At 62.9% G+C, this 19,729-nt stretch carries 18 protein-coding genes; 5 read left to right on the top strand and 13 right to left on the bottom strand.

What is annotated here, in order from left to right:
• Window positions 1-3 precede the first annotated feature (3 nt).
• The 3 genes from H7692_RS13725 (at window position 4) to H7692_RS13715 (ending at window position 3,475) form a co-directional block, all read left to right on the top strand.
• Window positions 4-1,950: a cytochrome c/FTR1 family iron permease gene (locus H7692_RS13725; protein ID WP_227340356.1), complete on the top strand. Its 1,947-nt coding sequence runs from the start codon at window positions 4-6 to the stop codon at window positions 1,948-1,950.
• Window positions 1,951-2,213: 263 nt separating this feature from the next.
• Complete coding sequence (locus tag H7692_RS15190) at window positions 2,214-2,768, top strand: helix-turn-helix domain-containing protein (protein ID WP_227340355.1); 555 nt, start codon at window positions 2,214-2,216, stop codon at window positions 2,766-2,768.
• 47 nt (window positions 2,769-2,815) lie between these two features.
• Window positions 2,816-3,475: a class I SAM-dependent methyltransferase gene (locus tag H7692_RS13715; RefSeq protein ID WP_054586736.1), complete on the top strand. Its 660-nt coding sequence runs from the start codon at window positions 2,816-2,818 to the stop codon at window positions 3,473-3,475.
• Window positions 3,476-3,502: 27 nt separating this feature from the next.
• On the opposite strand, the gene H7692_RS13710 is transcribed toward H7692_RS13715, so the two are convergent.
• The 13 genes from H7692_RS13710 to H7692_RS13650 form a co-directional block, all read right to left on the bottom strand.
• Complete coding sequence (locus H7692_RS13710) at window positions 3,503-3,808, bottom strand: hypothetical protein (RefSeq protein WP_149037574.1); 306 nt, start codon at window positions 3,806-3,808, stop codon at window positions 3,503-3,505.
• A gap of 189 nt (window positions 3,809-3,997) precedes the next feature.
• The gene (locus tag H7692_RS13705; protein ID WP_054586734.1) at window positions 3,998-4,642 is read right to left on the bottom strand and encodes a DsbA family protein; all 645 of its coding nucleotides are present in this window, start codon (window positions 4,640-4,642) and stop codon (window positions 3,998-4,000) included.
• Window positions 4,639-5,073, bottom strand: a complete 435-nt coding sequence (locus H7692_RS13700) for a disulfide bond formation protein B (protein WP_054586733.1) — start codon at window positions 5,071-5,073, stop codon at window positions 4,639-4,641. The genes H7692_RS13705 and H7692_RS13700 overlap by 4 nt, the downstream gene beginning before the upstream one ends.
• On the bottom strand, window positions 5,070-5,558 hold the full coding sequence (locus H7692_RS13695; protein WP_054586732.1) for an SRPBCC family protein: 489 nt from the start codon (window positions 5,556-5,558) through the stop codon (window positions 5,070-5,072). The genes H7692_RS13700 and H7692_RS13695 overlap by 4 nt, the downstream gene beginning before the upstream one ends.
• 45 nt (window positions 5,559-5,603) lie before the next feature.
• Complete coding sequence (locus H7692_RS13690) at window positions 5,604-8,144, bottom strand: heavy metal translocating P-type ATPase (protein ID WP_054590050.1); 2,541 nt, start codon at window positions 8,142-8,144, stop codon at window positions 5,604-5,606.
• 186 nt (window positions 8,145-8,330) lie between these two features.
• Window positions 8,331-8,801, bottom strand: coding sequence for an SRPBCC family protein (locus H7692_RS13685; RefSeq protein ID WP_227340354.1), 471 nt, complete (start codon window positions 8,799-8,801; stop codon window positions 8,331-8,333).
• Between the two features lie 209 nt (window positions 8,802-9,010).
• Window positions 9,011-9,640 carry a cation transporter gene (locus H7692_RS13680; RefSeq protein ID WP_054586730.1) on the bottom strand — a complete coding sequence of 210 codons (630 nt, stop codon included), beginning with the start codon at window positions 9,638-9,640 and terminating at the stop codon, window positions 9,011-9,013.
• A 1-nt stretch (window position 9,641) separates the two neighbouring features.
• Complete coding sequence (locus H7692_RS13675) at window positions 9,642-10,133, bottom strand: DUF305 domain-containing protein (protein ID WP_227340353.1); 492 nt, start codon at window positions 10,131-10,133, stop codon at window positions 9,642-9,644.
• On the bottom strand, window positions 10,130-13,408 hold the full coding sequence (locus H7692_RS13670; protein WP_054586728.1) for an efflux RND transporter permease subunit: 3,279 nt from the start codon (window positions 13,406-13,408) through the stop codon (window positions 10,130-10,132). Before H7692_RS13670 ends, H7692_RS13675 begins: the two co-directional genes overlap by 4 nt.
• Window position 13,409: 1 nt before the next feature.
• Window positions 13,410-14,579 (bottom strand): efflux RND transporter periplasmic adaptor subunit, encoded by a 1,170-nt coding sequence (locus tag H7692_RS13665; RefSeq protein WP_149037573.1) that lies wholly within the window; start codon window positions 14,577-14,579, stop codon window positions 13,410-13,412.
• Between the two features lie 13 nt (window positions 14,580-14,592).
• Window positions 14,593-15,801, bottom strand: a complete 1,209-nt coding sequence (locus H7692_RS13660) for a TolC family protein (protein WP_084758124.1) — start codon at window positions 15,799-15,801, stop codon at window positions 14,593-14,595.
• A 55-nt stretch (window positions 15,802-15,856) separates the two neighbouring features.
• Window positions 15,857-16,195, bottom strand: a complete 339-nt coding sequence (locus H7692_RS13655; protein ID WP_227340352.1) for a hypothetical protein — start codon at window positions 16,193-16,195, stop codon at window positions 15,857-15,859.
• Window positions 16,196-16,239: 44 nt separating this feature from the next.
• A complete protein-coding gene (locus H7692_RS13650; protein ID WP_054586725.1) occupies window positions 16,240-16,638 on the bottom strand; it encodes a DUF3703 domain-containing protein in 399 nt (132 codons plus the stop codon).
• Window positions 16,639-18,014: 1,376 nt separating this feature from the next.
• On the opposite strand from H7692_RS13650, the gene H7692_RS13645 reads away from it, so the two are divergent.
• Window positions 18,015-18,455 (top strand): endonuclease domain-containing protein, encoded by a 441-nt coding sequence (locus H7692_RS13645; RefSeq protein WP_227340351.1) that lies wholly within the window; start codon window positions 18,015-18,017, stop codon window positions 18,453-18,455.
• Between the two features lie 66 nt (window positions 18,456-18,521).
• Window positions 18,522-19,577, top strand: coding sequence for a ribonucleotide-diphosphate reductase subunit beta (locus H7692_RS13640; RefSeq protein ID WP_201927716.1), 1,056 nt, complete (start codon window positions 18,522-18,524; stop codon window positions 19,575-19,577).
• The last annotated feature ends 152 nt before the right edge of the window (window positions 19,578-19,729 follow it).

Raw genomic sequence — 19,729 nt, 5'->3', positions numbered from 1 at the left:
CCAATGCCCTCCGCCCTCCGCTTTCTCTCTCTGCTGATCGCGCTTGCCGCTATCGGCTGCCTCGTCGTGCCGACGGCACAGGCCCGCACTGATGCCGACGAGGTCCAGACCATCTGGCGTCTGCTGGACTATGTTGCGGTCGACTATGGTGGTGCCGTCGCGAATGGAGCGGTGACGAGCACGGTCGAATATGCCGAGATGACCGAGTTTTCTGCCACCGTTCGCAAGGGGATCGAAGCGCTTCCGGTATCCCCGGCGCGCGCTCGCCTTGTTGGCGAAGCGGGACAACTCCAAGCGGCAATCGCGTCGAAGGCGGACCCCGGCAAGGTGGCTGGCCAGGCGCGCGGACTCGCGGCGGACCTGCTCGCCGCTTACCCTGTGCCCCTCGCGCCGCGCAACGCTCCAGATCCCCGGCGCGGAGCCCAAGTCTATCTGGAAAATTGCGCCAGCTGTCACGGCGTGCGCGGCGATGGCAATGGGCCTCAGGCCAAGGGGCTCGACCCGGCGCCTATTGATTTCACCGACGCCGGACGCGCTCGCAAGCGCAGTCTGTTCGCACTCTACCAGGTCATAGGACAGGGGCTCGAAGGCACGTCCATGCCCAGTTTTGCCCATTTGCCGTCCGACGACCGCTGGGCGGTAGCAGCCTATGCCGGTGGATTTGCCTTTCGCGACGTCGCATCCGGCCGGCGTATCTGGAACCAGACCCCTACGGCGCGCGATCTGGTCCCCGACCTGCAAGCCTTTACAAGTCTCAGCCCCGAAGCGCTTGGCCGTGGGCTGGGATCGGAGCAGGCCGACGCGCTCACCGCCTATTTGCGTTCCGATCCCCAGGCATTGACAACCGCTTCGCCCGCGACGCTTGCGGTTGCGCGTGACAAATTGGCGCAAAGCCTTGCCGCGTACCGCAAGGGCAATCGGAGCGAGGCAGAGCGCCTGGCGCTGTCCGCCTATCTCGACGGTTTCGAACCGATTGAGCCGATTCTGACGACGCGCGATTCCGCCCTTATGGCGCAAATCGAATCCGCGATGTCCGATTACCGCGTTTCCATCGCGCGAGGTGCGCCGGTCGATGCGGTCGCGGGTAAAGCCGCCGCCGTCGAAGCCCTGTTCGCCGATGCCGAAGCTGCACTTTCTCCCGATGCAGCGAGCGACGCATCGACCTTTGTCGGGGCGCTGACCATCTTGCTGCGCGAGGGTCTCGAAGCCCTTCTGATCATCGTGGCGATGATCGCCTTCTTGCGAAAGGCCGAACGGCCTGAAGTCCTACCCTATGTCCATGGCGGCTGGATCGCCGCCTTGGCTGCCGGCGGCGCAACGTGGGCAGTCGCGACGTATGCAATCTCGATCAGCGGAGCGAGCCGCGAGTTGACAGAGGGCTTTGGCTCGCTTTTCGCCGCAGTCGTGCTCGTCTGGGTCGGCATCTGGATGCACGGAAAGTCGCACGCGGAGAGCTGGCAGCGCTATATCCGCGAAGCGATGGGCAAGGCGCTTTCGCGTCGCTCGGCCTGGTTCCTGTTCGGGCTCGCTTTCCTCGTGGTCTATCGGGAAGTCTTCGAGACCATCCTGTTTTTCGCAGCCCTCGCCGCGCAAGGAAGCCGCAGCGCGATCGCCGTCGGAGCCGGAACTGCAGTGGTGATCCTTGCAGCAATCGCATGGGTCATGCTTCGTTACAGCCGGGTCCTGCCGATCGGAAAATTTTTCGCCTACAGCTCCGCGCTGATCGCCATCCTTGCGGTTGTCCTGGCTGGCAAGGGCGCGGGCGCGCTACAGGAAGCCGGCCTCCTTGGCATCACACCGCTCGCTCATTTTCCCCGCTTCCCGGCGATGGGGATATTTCCTTCGCTCGAACCTTTGTTGCTCCAGCTTCTCGCGCTTGCAATTCTCTGGATCGGCTATCGCTACAACAGTCGGCAACATCGCCGGATCGAGACAGCGCCCGGTCGATGAGGGTAATCATCAAGGGGGTCCGCGCGCTCCTCCCAAGGCTGTGCTGGGGCTTCCGAAAGGAGCCTCCGAGCCAGAGAGCTTACCCGGCGCCCGTTACGCACATGAGTTAGGCCTGCTATCGAGACCCGATGCCCGACACGTCCAACTGGAACGGCCGACTTAGCCTCGGCGACTATCATGCTCTCTGGTCGGGTTCGGTTGGCGATGCCGCCGCGCACCGCCATTTTGCGGCGCAGGCGGTGTTTTGTGCCGAGCCGCTTACGGTGGTCGATGCTGATGGCGCGCGCCTGTCGGGGCGTTGCTTGCTCATCGAACCCGATACCGTGCACCGGCTGCTCCCCGCTCCCGCAGCGGAATTATGGTTCGTCGAGCCGACAGTGGGCTTCGGTCCGCCGGTAGAACTGAAAAACCGGCTGATCTGCTCCGATCCGATTCATGTCGAGACGCCGGGACAGCGGTCCTTCTGGAAAAACTGGCTCATGCGAGGCACCCGCCCCCCGCTCGATCCGCGCATCACCCGCGCCGCCGCCTCGATTGACCGCCTGATCCCCATGGGCTCTGTCCGTCTCGCGGATGTGGCGGAAGAGAGCCGCCTTTCGCTCGGCCGCTTCCGGCATCTCTTTGCCGCCGAGATCGGCATGCCCTTCCAGCGCTTTGTGCTCTGGCGACGGTTGATTATTGCCTTCGACGAATTGGGAATGCGCCGCAGCGCCACCGAGGCCGCACATATGGCCGGCTTCAGCGACAGCGCGCATTTCGCCCGCACGATCAAGGCGATGTTCGGTATTCGGGCAAGCGACCTTTTCATCGAATCATAGCCTCTCCGTTCAAGCCGGTGCGTGATGGCGCCTAGTAGAGGGGCATCATGTCAGACGCACACAGAGACTTCGTCCCGGCACTCGGCAAGAGCGGATCGCTCGACCGCTACGATGCCGCCATAGCCCTCATGACCAGAGAGAAAAGATGGCGAAGCGACTTGCTGCGCTTCGCCGAACCGCGGCCGGGCGAGCGGATCGTCGATATCGGGTGCGGCACGGGAACATTTGCAATCGCCCTCAAGCAGGCGGCGCCGGAGAGCATCGTTCTGGCGGTCGATCCCGACCCTGCCGTGCTGGAAATCGCGCGCGCCAAGGCTGAGGTTGCCGATGCCGAGATTCGATGGTTTGAGGCCATGGGCGACGAGCTGGACGGCATCGCCGCACTCCGGCAATGCGACAAGATCGTATCGAGCCTCGTCCTTCACCAGTGCCCGATGGCCGTGAAGGAAGCGATTGCCGCGCAGATGTTCAGGCTCCTGAGGCCGGGCGGGACTCTCTTCATAGCCGACTATGGCGAGCAGCGCTCGCTGCTGATGCGCATGCTTTTTCGACAGATCCAGCTGCTCGACGGGTTCGAATATACCGAACCCAACGCGAAGGGCTGCGTCCCGGAGATCCTTACAGCCGCGGGCTTCGAGGCGGTCGAAGAGATGAAAGTCATCCCGACGCCGACCGGCTCGATTTCAATCTATGGGGCGAAGCGGTAGTTTCTCGCCCGGCCCGCGCGGCCCCGGCTAGCCGCGCCAGTGACGCCCGCGGTGGTGGTGGTGCATCCGGCGCTTCTGATAACGCCGCTCGTAGCGGTCTCGCCGTTCATACCGGCGATCATAGCCGCGGTAGTAGGGATCGTAGCCACGATAGCCGCGGTCATAGCCATAGTTGGGCACGCCGTGGCGCGAGGAACGATAGTCGCGGTCATGACCACGTGGCGCGTCATGTCCTCGGCTATATCCCCCGCGATCGCCATGGTGCTGGGCAAGGGCCGTGCCGGGGACCGCGAAGGCGAGCATAGCGGCCGCGATCGTCATCAGTTTTCGCATGTCAGTCTCTCCTTTTCGTGGCGTTCAAAATCCTCCTTCATGCTTGAATGCGCAGTGAATATTGGCCCCGATGCCGCCGATCGGACGGTGGCCCGGCGTCTCCATGCGACAGGCCGATCAAGGGCGGAGCCGGATCGTGCTGCAGGATGAGCACCCGCCCCGCGTGGACGAAGGGGACGGGTCCGACCCTCATTTGCCCTTTGCCGCGACCGCGGCCTGGACCTTGGCCTCGACCTGTTCGGGACTCGGCTGGATGAGCATCTCGCCATTAACGAAGAAGGTCGGGGTGCCCTTGACGCCGACCGCCCTCGCGTCGGCGATGTCCTGCTCCATCCACGCCATCGCATCGGCGGTCGGCATCGCGCGCGCCTTCGCGACATTGAGGCCGGCCTTCTCGGCGGCGGCCCAGGCGCCGTCCATCTTGCCGTCGTGCCAGTCGGGCTGCGCCTCGAGCAGCGCCGCCGTTACAGGCTCGAGCTTGCCCTGCACCCGCGCGGCTTCGAGGATCACGATCGCTTCGGCCGAGCCGGGGTGCAGTGGGAGGTAGCGCATCACGAGACGCACATCCTTGGGATATTTAGCGACGATGCCCTTCACCGTCGGATAGAAGGCGCGGCAGGCCTCGCACGACGGGTCGAAGAATTCGACGATCGTGACCGGGGCATTTTTCGGCCCAATGATCGGCGAGTGCGGGCGAATGAGGCTGTCGACGGGTCCCGCCACGACCTTCTTCGTGGGTTCTCCCTCGGCGCTCCCGCTGTAGAGCATCGCGCCACCGGTAAAGGCGAGCGCCGATAGGACAAGCGTGGCCACCACTCCGATACGTCGGTTCATGATTTCAGTCTCCTTTGGAAGTTGAGCAAGAGGGTAAGGATGAGCGCGAATGCGGCCAGCGACAGGAGGGGCAGCGGCACGCCTCCGATTGCCATGCTCTCTCCCGAGCATGAGGGGCCACCGGTACATGGGACGATCGGGGCCGGAATGACACCGACGTAGAGAAGGCTATGATAGAGGGCGACGAGACCACCGCCCGCTCCGAGCGCCAGCCCATAAGGAACCACGGCGCGGTCCGACTTGAACGCTGCAATCCCGAGAATGATCGCGAGCGGGAACATGAAGGCGCGCTGAAACCAGCAGAGATCACAGGGCGCCTGGCCCATGACCTCGCCAATGAAGAGGACGGCGAGGCTCGATACGAGTGCGATCGCCCAAGCCGCGCCAAGCGGGCGCCATTTCTGGGCGGAAAGACGGGGAAAGCTTGTCATCGCCGACCCGTTCGAAACTTGGGCTTCGGCCGTCCCGGTGGCGATTGCTGCTTGCCATATTTGGACTTTAGATAGCTGAGAAGAATTCCGTCGATCGAAGAGAGCATTCTTTCAAAGCTCGTGCGGATGCCGGGAAGTCGAAGCCAGGCAAATGGCCCACGGGACCGATAGCGGTGGGCAAACTTCGTCCCTTCCGGCGTCGGCGTCAGGACATAACTCTCCTCGAAATGAAGGACGAAGCTCGGCCGCACGTCGAGTATCAGCTCTTCTCCGTCGCGCGCGGAGATAATTGTTGCGGGAACTTCAAGAAACTTGGGCCTGCTCGGATCCATGCGTATCGAATAGCGGATCGCGATAGGGTCCCCGGCCAATCGCTCGATCCGGACATAGGGATTCCATATTCCGTGAGTGTCGAAATCGCCGAGGATCGCCCAGATCTGAGCTGGCGTATAGGGCAGAAAATGGTCGCTCTCGAACTCGATCACAGCCTTTCTCCTTTACGTAAGACCGGGCGGCACGCTTGGACTCGCTCAAACGGCGCCACGGTCACGGTAAGCCAGCAAACGAAGCGCGTTGGCGACGACGACAAGGGTTGAGCCTTCGTGCGCGGCGACCGCAGGGCCGATCCCCAGCCCGAAAATCGTCGCCGGCACGAGGACCACGACCACACCGAGGCTGACGACCAGATTCTGGCGAATGATCCGCCGCGTCTGGCGGCTGAGGCCGATCGCGAACGGCAGATGGGCAAGATCATCGGCCATGAGCGCGACGTCGGCAGTCTCGAGCGCCACATCGGAACCCGCCGCTCCCATCGCAATGCCTACGGTAGCGGTCGCCATGGCCGGCGCGTCATTGACGCCGTCACCGACCATCGCGACGGGCTGCTGGGCCTTGAGGTCGCGAATGGCGTCGACCTTCTGGTCAGGCATCAGATCGCCCCAGGCCTCGCCGATCCCCACTTCGGCTGCGATCGATTCGGCTACCTTCTGGTGATCGCCCGAGATCATGATCATCCGGCGGATGCCAAGATCGCGAAGTTTCGCAATCGCAGTTCGCGCAGACTCGCGCGGCGTGTCCATCAGGCCGATTGCCCCGAGGTCGCGATCGCCCATACGGACCACCATGGTCGTTCGTCCCTGGTCGCGAAGCCCGGAGATCGCCGCGGCGACCTCCGCGCCGATTGGGGCAACCCCGTCGGTGCCGAACATTTCCGCCTTTCCGATCAGGACAGTCTCGCCTTCGACCTTCGCGGTGACCCCGCGCCCGGTCAGGCTGTTGAGATCGTCGGCGGTCGGAACGGGCGTCGAGGTCAGCATCTCCTCGCCATCGCGGGCGATGGCCGCAGCGAGCGGATGGTCGCTGAGCCGCTCAACCGCCACAGCGATCCGCAACAATTCCTCCTTGGGAACGCCTGTGGCTGGAATGACGTCGGTGATACGCGGCTTGCCCTCGGTCAGTGTGCCGGTCTTGTCGAACGCGAGCGCAGTCAGCGATCCCAGATTCTCCAATGGACCGCCGCCCTTCACGAGCACTCCTCCGCGCGCAGCGCGCGCGACGCCCGAAAGCACGGCGCTCGGCGTCGCGATTGCGAGCGCGCAGGGGCTCGCCGCGACGAGCACGGCCATGGCGCGGTAGAAGCTATCGCGGAAGGGCTCATCGACGACCACCCAGGCGAAGAGCAGGACGAAGACCAGCGCGAGGACGCTCGGCACAAAGATCCGTTCGAAGCGATCGGTGAAGCGCTGGGTCGGCGACTTCTGGGTTTCCGCCCCGCTCACCATTTTAACGACCTTGGCGAGCGTGGTGTCGGCCGCAAGGCGGGTTACCGCGATCTCGATCGCACCCTGGCCGTTGATCGTGCCCGCGAAGACGCGATATTTCGCGTCGAGCGCATCAGGCTTCGCGGCGGCGGCCGCGCGATCGGGCACGGGCTCCTTGTCGACCGGGACGCTCTCGCCAGTCACCGGGGCCTGATTGACCGCCGAGCGCCCGACGACGACGAAACCGTCGGCGGGCAGCCGCTCATTGGGCTTGACCACGACCGTGTCGCCGATCTGCAAAAGCTCGACCGAGACCTCGCGGCTGCTGCCGTCCGCGGCTTTCACGACTGCTGTCTGCGGCGCCAGTTCGGCGAGCGCCTCGATCGCGCGCTTGGCACGGCCCATGGCATAATGTTCGAGCGCGTGACCGAGGCTGAAAAGGAAGAGGAGCAACGCGCCCTCTGCCCACGCGCCGAGCGCCGCCGCGCCCGCTGCGGCGACGAGCATCAGCGTGTCGATCTCAAAGCGCTTGAGCTTCAGATTTTCGATCGCCTCGCGGACGGTAAACCAGCCGCCGAAACCATAGGCTGCGATATAGAATGCGATCGGCACCCATTCCGGCACCGCGGCAAGCTTTTCAATCGCGAAGCCGATGCCGAGGACGAGACCGCAAAGCAGCGCGAAGATCAACTCGGTCCGTTCGCCGAAGATGCCGCCATGATCATGACCATGGTCGTGGCCATCCTCGCCTTTGTGACCATGTTTGTGGTCAGGCCCATGCGCGTGCCCCGGCCCATGATCGTGCCCGTCCTCGCCGTGTTCATGCGCGGCTTCTGCCGGAACATTCGACGCGACGGCGACCGATTTCTGGGTGACACCAATATCCGAGAGTATCTTTCTGATCGTTTCGATGGAGGTTTCGGAACGCTGGAACTCGGCGCGCAGCGTTCCCGCTACACCGACTTCGGCTTCGATCACGCCCGGTATTCCGCGAAGTCGCAGGCCGATCGTGCGGGCACGCCTGGCGTGGCCGACGCCTTCGAGATCGTCCCAGAAGAGATGTTGATACTGGCCGGTGAGCTCGGCGCCGGCGCTGCGCGCCAGCTGCCGCACCCGTTCGAGCGGCAGAATATCCGGCCGATAATGAATGCACAGCTGCGGCGGCGAGCCATCGCTGGAGCGGACGACATGAACCTTGTCGACGCCGTCGCGTCCTTCGAGTTCGCTCATGAGACGCGCGACGCAGCGGTCAGCGGTATCGGCGACTTCGGGGAGGAGAAGCGGAATATCGAGCCGCAACTGGTCACTCATGATGCCGTCCTTTTCTTTTGCCAAGGTCGAGAGATTCGGCGCGACACACGGCCCTCTCGACAGGATGAGGTGCGGGAGCCTTGGCGCGCGACCCGCTCCCGCACCTCCTTGACCGCCAGTAGCCCTCGACCCGGGTGGCGGGGGCAAGAAGCCAGGGACCCTTGGCGGCCAAGATCTGATCATCCTTCATGCGCGCCGTCCGCTTGGCCGGGCGTATCGGGATCGTACCGTCGAGCGACGGAAATGCTGTTCCAGCGCGTTGTTCGAGCGAGTCAGGAAGACGCGGCAAGCGCGCAGCAAAAAAGGGTATCCGAGCCAGGAGAAGAAGCCACGGCAGACGAGCCGATGCGTCACTTCGACGCCTTGTCCCAATTTCTCGAGGCGGTGACTTTCCTCGATGACGAGGATACCGGGGATCCCCGTTTGCCAGGAGAAGCTTTTGAGCCAGTCGAGCCCAGTAATCCTTCCCTCGGCAGCCAGCTCGGGCCCGCGTGTGCCGCGCGGCGAATAGATATAGTTCACTCGCTCCTCGTCCCCCGGGCGATCGGTGAAGCGCAGCGTCGGGTGCCAGTCGGCGTAGCGCTCGATATCGACGAGCAAGCGCCAGACTCGCCCGATCGGAATCTCCATACGGAGCGAGGTTCCTACCGAGAACATCGGCGAGCTCCTCGCCCCGGCAAGATGGTCCGCGACGCAGGCCGTGGACCTGCGCCGCGGTGAAAACGGGCAACGTGCCGGTCAACTCCGGATATCGTGACGCTTTTCGGCAGATGCATCGGTGCCAGAGCGGAAAGGAACCGGGAATGCAGACACAATCGATCCCATCGCCTTTGCTGCGTTACTGCCGATATCGCCGAACTTTCCATCTAGGTCGGCCCGCCTGTTGCGGTTTTTTCCTCGCTGCGCGCGTCGCGCAGGATTTCGATGCCGCCCTTGATCGCGATCCCTGCGGTCGCGAGGCCAACGAGCAGATCGGGCCAGTTGCTGCCGAGCCACAAGACGAGTGCACCTGCGACAAGAATGCCGCCGTTCGACACGAAGTCGTTGAAACTGAACGTCGTCGCTGCGCGGAGGTTTACGTCGGGTTTCTCCAACCGTTGCAGCAAGCGCAGGCAGATATAATTCACGACCGCGGCAATGGCGGACATGATCATCATCGTCGCGCCGATGGGTTCGCTCCCCTGGAGATAGCGGCGGGCGACGTCAACAAGGATTGCGACGGCAAACAGCAGGAGCATCGCGCCCGACGCCTTTGCCGCCCGCGTCTTCCACTGGTCGCCGCGACCGAGCGCCGCGAGGCTGATCGCGTAAACAGCGACATCGGCGCTATTATCGACCCCGTTCGCTACCAGCGCGCTGGAGTCTGCGAAAAAGCCGCTGACAAAGAATCCACCGGCGATCGCTGCATTAAGCAGGAGAACGATCCATAGCGTCCGGCGTTCTTCCGGGTCATCGGCACCGCCCCCGGCGGCGGCACGATGGGTAGCCCCGGCCATGTCAGTTCGTCTTGGGCGGGCTTTGCGGCACCACCTTCTCGCGCCGAGCCAGCCAATCTCGCATGATGGTGATTTCCTTCTCCTGCGCTGCGACCACGGATCTGGCAATCTCGCGGACTTCGGGATCCTTGCCATGTTCGAGCGCGACCTTGGCCATTGCCACGGCGCCCTCATGATGCGGGATCATCGAACGCATGAAGTCGGTATCGGCATCGCCTGTGAGAACGACCGCCATATCCCTGTGCATCTTGTCCGCGGCCGTCTCGAATGCCTTGGCCGCCGGCGTCGACGAGGCTGCAGCCGCATGCTGCATATCGCCGTGTACGGCGCTGTCCGCGTTGGCGCTCGGCTTCCCGGATGAGCAGGCCGCAAGCAAAAGCCCGACCAGCAATATGGAGGTCTTCATCACTCTTCCTCCCGAACAATCCGATGGCGGCGGCGAGCCGCCATCGGTTTCGTCCAGCGTGACATGAGGAGCCTTATGCTCGCTCATGCCGGTTTGCCGCCCGTGTCGTCGCCGGGCAGGAACACCCGTTCGCCAAGAGCCGTCACGTCGGTATAGTCGCCCGCGACATGCTTGTTATGCCGTCCGCGAAGCAGCAGATGGCTGATCGCAGGGAGGACGAACAAGGTCAGCAGCGTCGAGGTGATCAACCCGCCGATCACCACGATGGCGAGCGGCTTCTGGACTTCGGCGCCGGTGCCGGTGGCGAGCGCCATCGGAACGAAGCCGATCGCGGGCACAATGCCCGTCATCAGCACTGCGCGGACGCGTTCCATGACGCCTTCCCCGATCGCGACATCGACCGGTTTTCCTTCGTCGATGCGCTGGTTGATGCTCGACATCACGACGAGCCCATTGAGCACCGTCACACCCGAGAGCACGATGAAGCCGACCGCCGCCGATACCGAGAAGGGCAGCCCGGTCAGCAACAGCGAAAAGACACCGCCGGCCAGCGCGAGAGGGATTGCGGAATAAACCGCAATCGCCTGCCGCACGCCGCCTAATGCCATGAACAGGATGCCGAAGATGGCAGCAAAGATGATCGGGATGACGATCGACAGCCTTGCCGAGGCGGCTTGCAGATTTTCAAACTGCCCGCCCCACTCAATGAAGCTTCCAGTGGGAAGTTTGACCTGCGCATTCACCTTCTCCTGTGCTTCGGCGACGAAGGATCCGAGATCGTTGCCGCGGACATTGGCTTGCACCACGACACGTCGCTTGCCGTTTTCACGGCTGACCTGGTTCAAGCCTTCGGAGAAGCCGAACTTGGCCAGTTCGCTGAGTGGCACCGATGCCCGCGCGCCGCCCTCACCGGGAAGAAGCACAGGAAGCGCTCCTACCGCGTCGAGATCGTCGCGCGTCGCGCGGTCGAGACGGACGACGATGTCGTATCGCCGGTCGCCTTCGAATACGATCCCGGCCTCGCGCCCACCGAGCGCCGCAGCGACCGTATCGCTGACATCCTGCAACGTCAGACCGTAACGGGCGATGGCATCGCGATCGAACTGGACGTCAAGCACGGGGAAACCTGCCGTCTGTTCAACCTTGACGTCGGCGGCGCCCGGGACTGTGTTCAGGATCGCTGCCACCTGCTGCGCCGCGCGGCCCATTTCATCGAGATCGTCCCCATAGAGCTTGATCGCGATGTCGCCGCGCACGCCGGCGATCAGCTCGTTGAAGCGAAGCTGGATCGGCTGGCTTATTTCAAAGGCGTTGCCCACGAGCGGTTCGAGCTTCTTCTCGACGCGTTCGATCACATCATCCTTGGTCTTCACCCCTTCGGGCCAAGCATCGCGCGGCTTCAGGATGATGAAGGTATCCGATGCGTTTGGCGGCATCGGATCGCTGGCGACCTCCGCCGTACCGGTTTTCGAATAGATGAAGGCCACCTCGGGAAGCGAGGACACGGCTCTTTCCACCTGCAATTGCATCGCCTGAGATTTGTTCAACGATGTCGACGGGATTCGGAGCGCCTGCATCGCGAGATTGCCCTCGCCCAGCACCGGGATGAACTCGCTGCCGAGCATGCCGAACACCAGGATAGCAGCGGCGAAGGTACCACCACCGGCACCGATCCAAGGCCAAGGCCGCGCGATCACGCGCTTGAGCACGGGCTCGTAGCGGGTCTTCACCCACGCGATCGCGCGCACTTCCTTCTCGGCCACCTTGCCGCGAAGAAGCAATGCCACCATCGCGGGGACGAAGGTCAGCGATGCAATGAAAGCACCGGCCAGTGCCAGCAGAACCGTGATTGCCATAGGCGAGAAGGTCTTGCCCTCAACACCCGTGAAGGTGAGCAACGGCACGAACACGAGGAAGATGATTGCCTGCCCGTAGATCGTCGGCTTCACCATTTCGCGCGAGGCTTCGAACACCTCGTGCAACCTTTCACTCAGCGAGAGCAGCCTGCCTTCGTGATGCTGTCTTTCGGCAAGGCGCCTCAGGCAGTTTTCGATGATGATGATCGAGCCGTCGACGATAAGCCCGAAATCGAGCGCACCTAGGCTCATCAGATTCCCCGACGTGCCGGTGATGTTCATCCCTGTTCCCATGATGAGGAACGAGATGGGGATGACCAGTGTCGCGATGATCGCGGCACGGAAGTTTCCGAGCAACCAGAACAGGACGGCTGCCACGAGCAACGCGCCTTCGGCGAGATTCTTCTCCACTGTGCCGATGGTGGCGTCGACAAGCTGTGAACGGTCGAGCACCGGCTTGACGACGATGCCCGCGGGCATTGATTTGGCAACCTCCTTGAGACGTTCGGCTGCGGCCGAGGCAACGATCCGGCTATTGCCGTTCGCGAGCATCAAGACGGTGCCGACGACAAGTTCCTTGCCATTTTCCGAGGCGGACCCGGTGCGCAGTTCCCCGCCGATCTGAACAGTCGCGACGTCACGCACCATGACCGGAACGCCGCCGCGGCTCGCCACGGTCGCGCGACCGATCTCGTCGAGCGTGCGGATGCGGCCGTCGGCGCGCACGAGAAACGCCTCGCCGCCGCGTTCGACAAAATTCGCCCCGACGGAGATATTCGCTCGTTCGAGCGCTTCGGCGAGTTCCGAGAAGCTGATGCCGTAGCTTGCCAATTTGGTCGCGTCGGGCTGGACGACGAATTGCTTTTCATAGCCGCCAATCGAATCGATGCCGGCCACGCCGGATACCGATCGCAGTTGCGGGCGGATCACCCAGTCCTGCACGGTCCGCAGATAGCCGAGCTTGGCCACGTCGTCGGTCAAAATCTCGCCGGTTGGCGTTATATAGGAGCCATCGGGCTGAAGCCCGGGCTTTCCGGGGACCGCCGGCTTGGCCTTCGCGCTGCGATCGAAATCGACAGTGTACATCAGCACTTCGCCAAGTCCCGTCGACACCGGGCCCATTTGCGGCTCGGCCCCGTCGGGCAAGGTTCCCTTTGCCTGGTTTAGGCGTTCGGCGACTTGTTGGCGCGCGAAATAGAGGTCGGTGTGATCTTCGAAGATTACCGTGACCTGGCTGAACCCGTTGCGCGAAATCGAGCGCGAGCTTTCGAGGCCCGGGATCCCCGCCATCGCGGTTTCGACGGGGAAAGTGACCAATCGTTCCATATCGAGCGGACCGAGATTGGGCTCGACGGTATTGATCTGGACTTGCTTGTTGGTGATGTCGGGAACGGCGTCGATCGGCAGCTTGAGGAGCTGCGTCAGGCCGTAAGCGGAAATGATGAGGGTGAGGAGAACCACGCCCCAGCGAAAGCGTATCGACGCATCGAGGAGTTTTTCGATCATCTCAATGCTCCGCCTCGCCCTTGCCGATTTCGGCCTTGAGCAGGAAAGCGCCCTTGGTCGCGATCACCGCGCCCGGTTTCACGCCATCGACGATCTCGATACGGCCGCCGCCACGCTTGCCTGTAACTACGGTGGTCGCTTGGAAGCCCTTTGCGGTCTTGACGAACACCACTTCGCGTCCCTCGACGGTTTGCACCGCCTCTTCGGGCAAGGCGATCAGCGTCGAACCGGCTGCACCGCGCGGTTTGATCCGCGCCCGCAGACCTTGACCGGGCGTCAGGCCACCGATGCCTTCGGGTATCAGAACGATTGTCGCGGTCTTGCTCTCGGGATCGAGGCTCGGGGTTGCCGAACGAACGGTCGCATTCGCGGTTTCTCCTCCGAGCAATTCGATCACCGCCGTATCTCCGGGATTGATCCGGCGTGCATCGGCGGCGAGCACCGAGGCGTTAATTTGGATACGACGGGGGTCGGAGACGCGGAACAATTCGGTGCCGGCGAGCACATAGGAACCGAGCTTGGCATCCGATTTGGTAATCCGCCCCGAGATCAGGCTGGTCACCGCCAGAGTGCGGCCATCGCCGGAGACTTTTGCAGCCGACGCAGCCGATTGCGACCGCCGCGCTTCTGCCTCGGCCTCGGCGAGCGCCGCCGCGGCGGCCTCGAGATCCTGTTTTGCCGTGATACGCGCATCGAATAGCTTCTTCTCGCGCGCGTATGTCGAGCGCGCGAGCGCCAGCCGAGCCGTTGCCGAACTGCGTTCCGACGCGATCGCTGCTGCGTCGCGGCTTTCCATCACCGCCACAGTGTCACCCACTTGAACATAATCACCAAGCCGCCTGTTGATGCGGGTGATCGCGCCATCGGCGCGCGCCGTCAGCACGGCCTCGCCCTCGGGCGTCGATGCCACGACGCCCTGCGCCAATATCTCAGATCCGAGCCCACCAGCCTGGATCGTCTCGGTGACGATGCCCGCGCCCTTGGCGCGCGCCTCGTCCATCAGGATCTGGCCCTCGACATGACCTTCTTCTTCTTCGGCGGGTGCCGCTGGAGGTGCGGCCGCCTCGGGCGCGGACATCGATCGTCCGATCAATATCCCGCCGCCGCCCAGCACGAGCGCCCCGACCGCGACGGCGGCCATGAGGCGATTCTTGTTCTCGAAAAATTGCATGATGTTCAGTCCCCTATTGCGCGTTCGCGCGGCCCAGCGCCGCAACGGCGCGGGCGCGATCGAGCTCGGCTTCGATGAGTTTGAGGTTGGCGCTGGTCAGCGCCTCCTGGGCGTCGATCAATTCGATGAGCGTGAACTTGCCTTGCTGGTAGCCAATCTCGGCGACGCGCGCGGCCTCGTTCGCCTGGAACAGGCCTGCTCCCGACAAGGCCAACACCCGTTCGGTGGCGGCAGAGAGCATCAACTCCGCATCGCGTCGCGAGAGACGCGTATCAAGGCGCGTCTGCGCGAGCTGTGCTTCGGCCGCTTCGCCATTGGCGCGCGCTGCGTAGATGTTGCCACGATTGCGGTTGAACACTGGCAGCGGGATCGAGACGCCGACGATGAAGGCGGTGTCCTTGCTTTCGCGGAAATTCCGCACACCCCCCGACGCCGTGATGTCGGGAACGCCCTCCGCCTGAGCCAGGCGCACGCGCGCCGAAGCCGCATCGCGCTCCGCCGACGCAAGCCGTTCGTCGAGGCTCTGTACGTCAGCCGGAAGCGCCGGCGGTACCGGAAGGTTCTGCGCGACCGCCGACAAGTCGGGATCGTCGCTCCCGATCAGCAGCGCAAGCTCCTGCCGCGCCGAGAGCAATTGAGCATCGGCCCGTAGGCTTTCCGCTCTCGCCTCGGCGAGCAAGGCGTCAGCGCGCAGCTTGGTCAGCGGCGGATCGCGGCCCACGTCCACCAGCGTCTCGGCGATTCGCGCCAGTTCGACCGCTCGTGTCAGGACGTTGCGCGCCAAAACGGCGCGGTCTTCAGCGGCGCGGAGCTCGGCATGCGACACGATGATGTCGTAGGCGAGGTCCGCTTCGGCCCTCCGCAGGGCGATCTGCGCAAACTCGCGTTCGGCGGCCGCAACTTCCTTTCGGGCCCTTCTTTTGCCGCCGAGTTCGAACGGTTGCGACACCGCGACGGTTGTCTCGGTCTGGCGGAAGGTCCGATAGGGGCCGGTTCCGCTGAAATTCTCGACTTCGGCGGACACGGTGGGGTTGGGGCGCACGCCTGCTTGCAGCGCGCGGCCTTCGGCGGCCTTCAGCTCGGCTTTGGCTTTGGCAATTCGAGGGGAGACGTCCTGCCCGCGCGCGAGCGCATCGGACAGGGAGACAGGCTCGGCGAATGCCGGTTGACCTGCCATGGCCAGCATCCCTGCGAACAGCAGGGTGCCAAATGATTTGGACATAAATACTCCTGATCAACGCAAAACGACGCAGGCAAAAGCCTGCGCGAAGCAGTGATCAGGCGGCTGGAGGCTGTGTTGGTGGCGCGATCACGCGCGACGCGAGCGCCGCAGAGGCGCGTGACAAATGGCTGTCGCGCGCGAGCACAGCCGAGGCGGCCAGCGCGGAGTCTTCCACGATCAGGCCGGCCGGGCAGTGATGATGATGGAGCAGCTCGCTGCCGCTGCCGGTCGGGGAATTATCGTCCGGCGCGCCGTCATTCGAGACCTCGACACACGTCTGATGGTGCGCCTCCACCAGCGTCGCCGGCACATTGTCGAAGGCCATGGCAGGCATATCTACGCCCGCCAACAGCGCCGCAATGAGCAACATAAACTGGATGAGGCCATTTCGCATCACCCGCCGGTTAGCAGCCGGGCGAGACACAGGCAAGCTGGAGATCATGGCGCATCCGCCTGCATATATCGCTGCAGATCCTCTGGAACAGGCATGGGAGCGAAGGCACTCACACGCGCACGGCCCGTATTTCCTATGGGCAGGCGACCCATGAGCGCGCCGAAAGGGACGAGGCCGATCCGGAACAACTGCCCGAAGGTCTCACGAATATCTCCACGAGAGATAGCGAATTTCAGCATCTCGACATGCGACGACAGGTGAAACCACATCAGTGGCTGGGAAAGGATATGGGCGCGTTCCAGATGGTGCCAGGCGGCACCGATGTCGCAAGCCTCCCGGGCGCGACGATAAAGTGCCAGTTCCGTCGCAATCGCCTTTCGCACGCCAACGCCTGCGCCAGTGGCGTCTGCTTTTGGCTGCGTTGCTGGACGGCCATCGGACATTGGATCCCTCTCGATAATGTTCGAGTCGGAAGGCTATCTACACTCTGTAGCTACTACAGGGTCAAGAGCGATGACGGGAGAATCTTCGCGGCCACCTGGAGACTCCGCTGCGAGCGCACGCATGGATCTGCGTTCCTATTCGGTAGAGATGTCCCGCGGGTGCCTGTCGGTGCACGATTACGTCGCTACAAAATCGGGGCCCAGCTATATTCACACCACCGATATGCGAAATGGCAAGCTGGGAAAGCTTAGTCGGAAGGCATCACCAGTTCGACGGAAAGTTCAAGGGCCGGCGGTATTAGTACCTCGGGTCGGGCGTCCCTCTCGGGAAAAGATAGTTCTTTTCCCCGATGGCGAGGCTGTCCTGTCGGATTGCGTGATTGCGTTGCAGACCATACCTCCCGGCCGTGAAGACGCACTAATGCAAGCGCTGATTGAGAACTGGGAGTGCTTTAAGCTAGCTTACGGCGGGAGCTGCGCTCCGTACACAACCCTCAAGAGAATTGCGGAAGCTCTGCTGCGCCTTGGGATTCCAAGCTCAGTTCGTGCGGAAGGTGGCCTACCTGGCGCGGATGCAGGCTTAAAGCCCGCGGATATCCCGGCCAAAGCGATCGGAAGCATTCGCTAGATCGCCGGCCGGTTACCGGCATCTCTACGGCGGCTTTCAGCTGGACTTGATCTGGAGCGTAACGTCTGACTCCAGGCGCAATGCAGACAGCAATAAAGCCGGACGAAAATCAAAGAACAAGGTTGCTGCGGCGAAACGATGCGCGGGTCGCTACGCCCCACGTCCTGCAGCGCTTCGAGCTTATCTAGGGCCAACCGTCACAGCGAGCTAGCTTACGCCTACCTTGGCTCGATCTGTGCACGGCTTCAAGCGCCTACGGCGTTGCGCATCGGCGAGTTGCAAAGTGCAGTAGCGCTTTGCAACTCGCCGATACGCCCAATAAATTTTTCGGGCGCAGTTTCGGCAGTTACCGCCATCTCCACCTCAACTCTCGAGACTTCAACGTCAGTTCGCCGAAAACCGATATATGGCATGTGCAATCGCCGGAATCCGCAACATCTAGTGCAGAGGGAGACGATTTTTTTGCTCAGCTGATCGTTTCCGCATAGCAACGCCACGTCATTTCGGATAGCATAAACGACAATGCAAAGGTAGCAGTCCGAACGGACGTTGGTACGGGGGGTGACATGATAAAAGTTTACGATTTGTCTCAAATCGCTGTTGAAATTTCGAAGAAAATGAAGAAAAATCAATGCCTTCGGCAGTGTGTTTACGCAGCGACCGTCCCATATTGCCAGTGATGAATCCCTCTCCCACCGGGAGAGGGAGGGAGGCGCGCAGCGCCGGAAGGGTGAGGGTGACGACCCCCATGCGAACCTATCGCAATCAACCCTCCGGCACCGTCGCGCGCGCCCGCACTCTGCGCAAAGACGCCACCGACGCCGAAAAGCGGATGTGGCGCGCGCTGCGCGAAACCTTCCCTGCTCTTAAATGGCGGCGGCAGGTTCCGATCGGCCCCTATTTCGCCGACTTTTTCAGCTTCGCCGCCAAGCTGGTGATCGAGATCGATGGCGGCCAGCATGCGGAGGCGGCATCCTACGACGCCCGCCGCACCATATTTCTCCGGCAGCAAGGCCTCACCGTCCTCCGCTTCTGGAACGACGACGTCCTAAAGAACACACGGGGCGTCATGGAACAAATCTCCCTTTCCCTCCGGGAGAGGGAAGGAGCGACGCAGTCGCGGAAGGGTGACGGCGACCCATCGCCGTCCGCAGCCAACCGACGAACACCCTCACCTTCCCAAGGCTAACGCCTTGGGCCCCTTCCTCTCCCGGTGGGAGAGGAGTAAAGATACGCCAGTCCGGAGACCGATGAGATGCCCCTTCTAGAAGCCCGCAAAACCTACAAGCCCTTCGAATATCCTTGGGCCTATGATTTCTGGAAGCGCCAGCAGCAGATCCACTGGATGCCCGAGGAAGTGCCGCTGGGCGAGGATTGCCGCGACTGGGCGCAGAAGATCAGCGACCATGAACGCAATCTGCTCACGCAGATCTTCCGCTTCTTCACCCAGGCCGATGTCGAGGTGCAGGATTGCTATCACGACAAATATGGCCGCGTGTTCAAGCCGACCGAGATCAAGATGATGCTGACCGCGTTCAGCAACATGGAAACGGTCCACATCGCCGCCTACAGCCATTTGCTCGACACCATCGGCATGCCCGAAAGCGAATATGGCATGTTCCTCGAATATGACGAGATGCGCGCGAAGCACGACTATCTCGGCACCTTCGGCGTCGACAGCGACGAGGATATCGCGCGCACGCTCGCGATGTTCGGCGGCTTTACCGAGGGCCTCCAGCTTTTCGCGAGCTTCGCGATGCTGATGAACTTCCCGCGCTTCAACAAGATGAAGGGCATGGGCCAGATCGTCAGCTGGTCGGTGCGCGACGAAAGCCTGCACTGCGAGGGCATCACGCGCCTGTTCCACGCTTTCGTCAAGGAACGCGACTGCCTGACCAAGGCGGTGAAGGAAGACATCATCGACTGCTGCCAGAAAACGGTGCGGCTCGAGGATGCGTTCATCGACCTCGCGTTCGAACAGGGCCCCGTCCCCGGCATGACGCCCAAGGAGATCAAGCGCTACATCCGCTACATCGCCGACTGGCGCCTCGGCCAGCTCGGCTTCCAGCCGATCTACATGATCGACGAACACCCGCTGCCATGGCTCGCCCCGCTGCTCAACGGCGTCGAGCACGCCAACTTCTTCGAAACCCGCGCGACCGAATACAGCAAGGCCGCGACGCGCGGCGACTGGAACACCGTGTGGACCAGCTTCGACAGCCGCAAGAAAGCGAAAGCCAACGACGAAGCCGCCCCCGAAGGCGACGACGGCGACGACATGTTCAAACAGGCGGGCATCGCCGCGGAGTAAAACACCTCAAAACCCCTCCCCTTCAGGAGTTTCAGGTCGGTCATGCCCCCGGCATGACCTAAACAGTCCGGGGGACTGTTTACCTGAAACTGGGCAGCGAAGCTTGCCAGCTTGCTGGCTTAGCGAAGCGGGGTGGGGGCTCACGCCCCACA

It is taken from the genome of Sphingopyxis sp. P8 (assembly GCF_020622175.1).
GTDB lineage: Bacteria > Pseudomonadota > Alphaproteobacteria > Sphingomonadales > Sphingomonadaceae > Sphingopyxis > Sphingopyxis jiangsuensis.
Note: the sequence above shows the minus strand (reverse complement) of the source record. Positions and strands in the feature narration are given on the sequence as shown.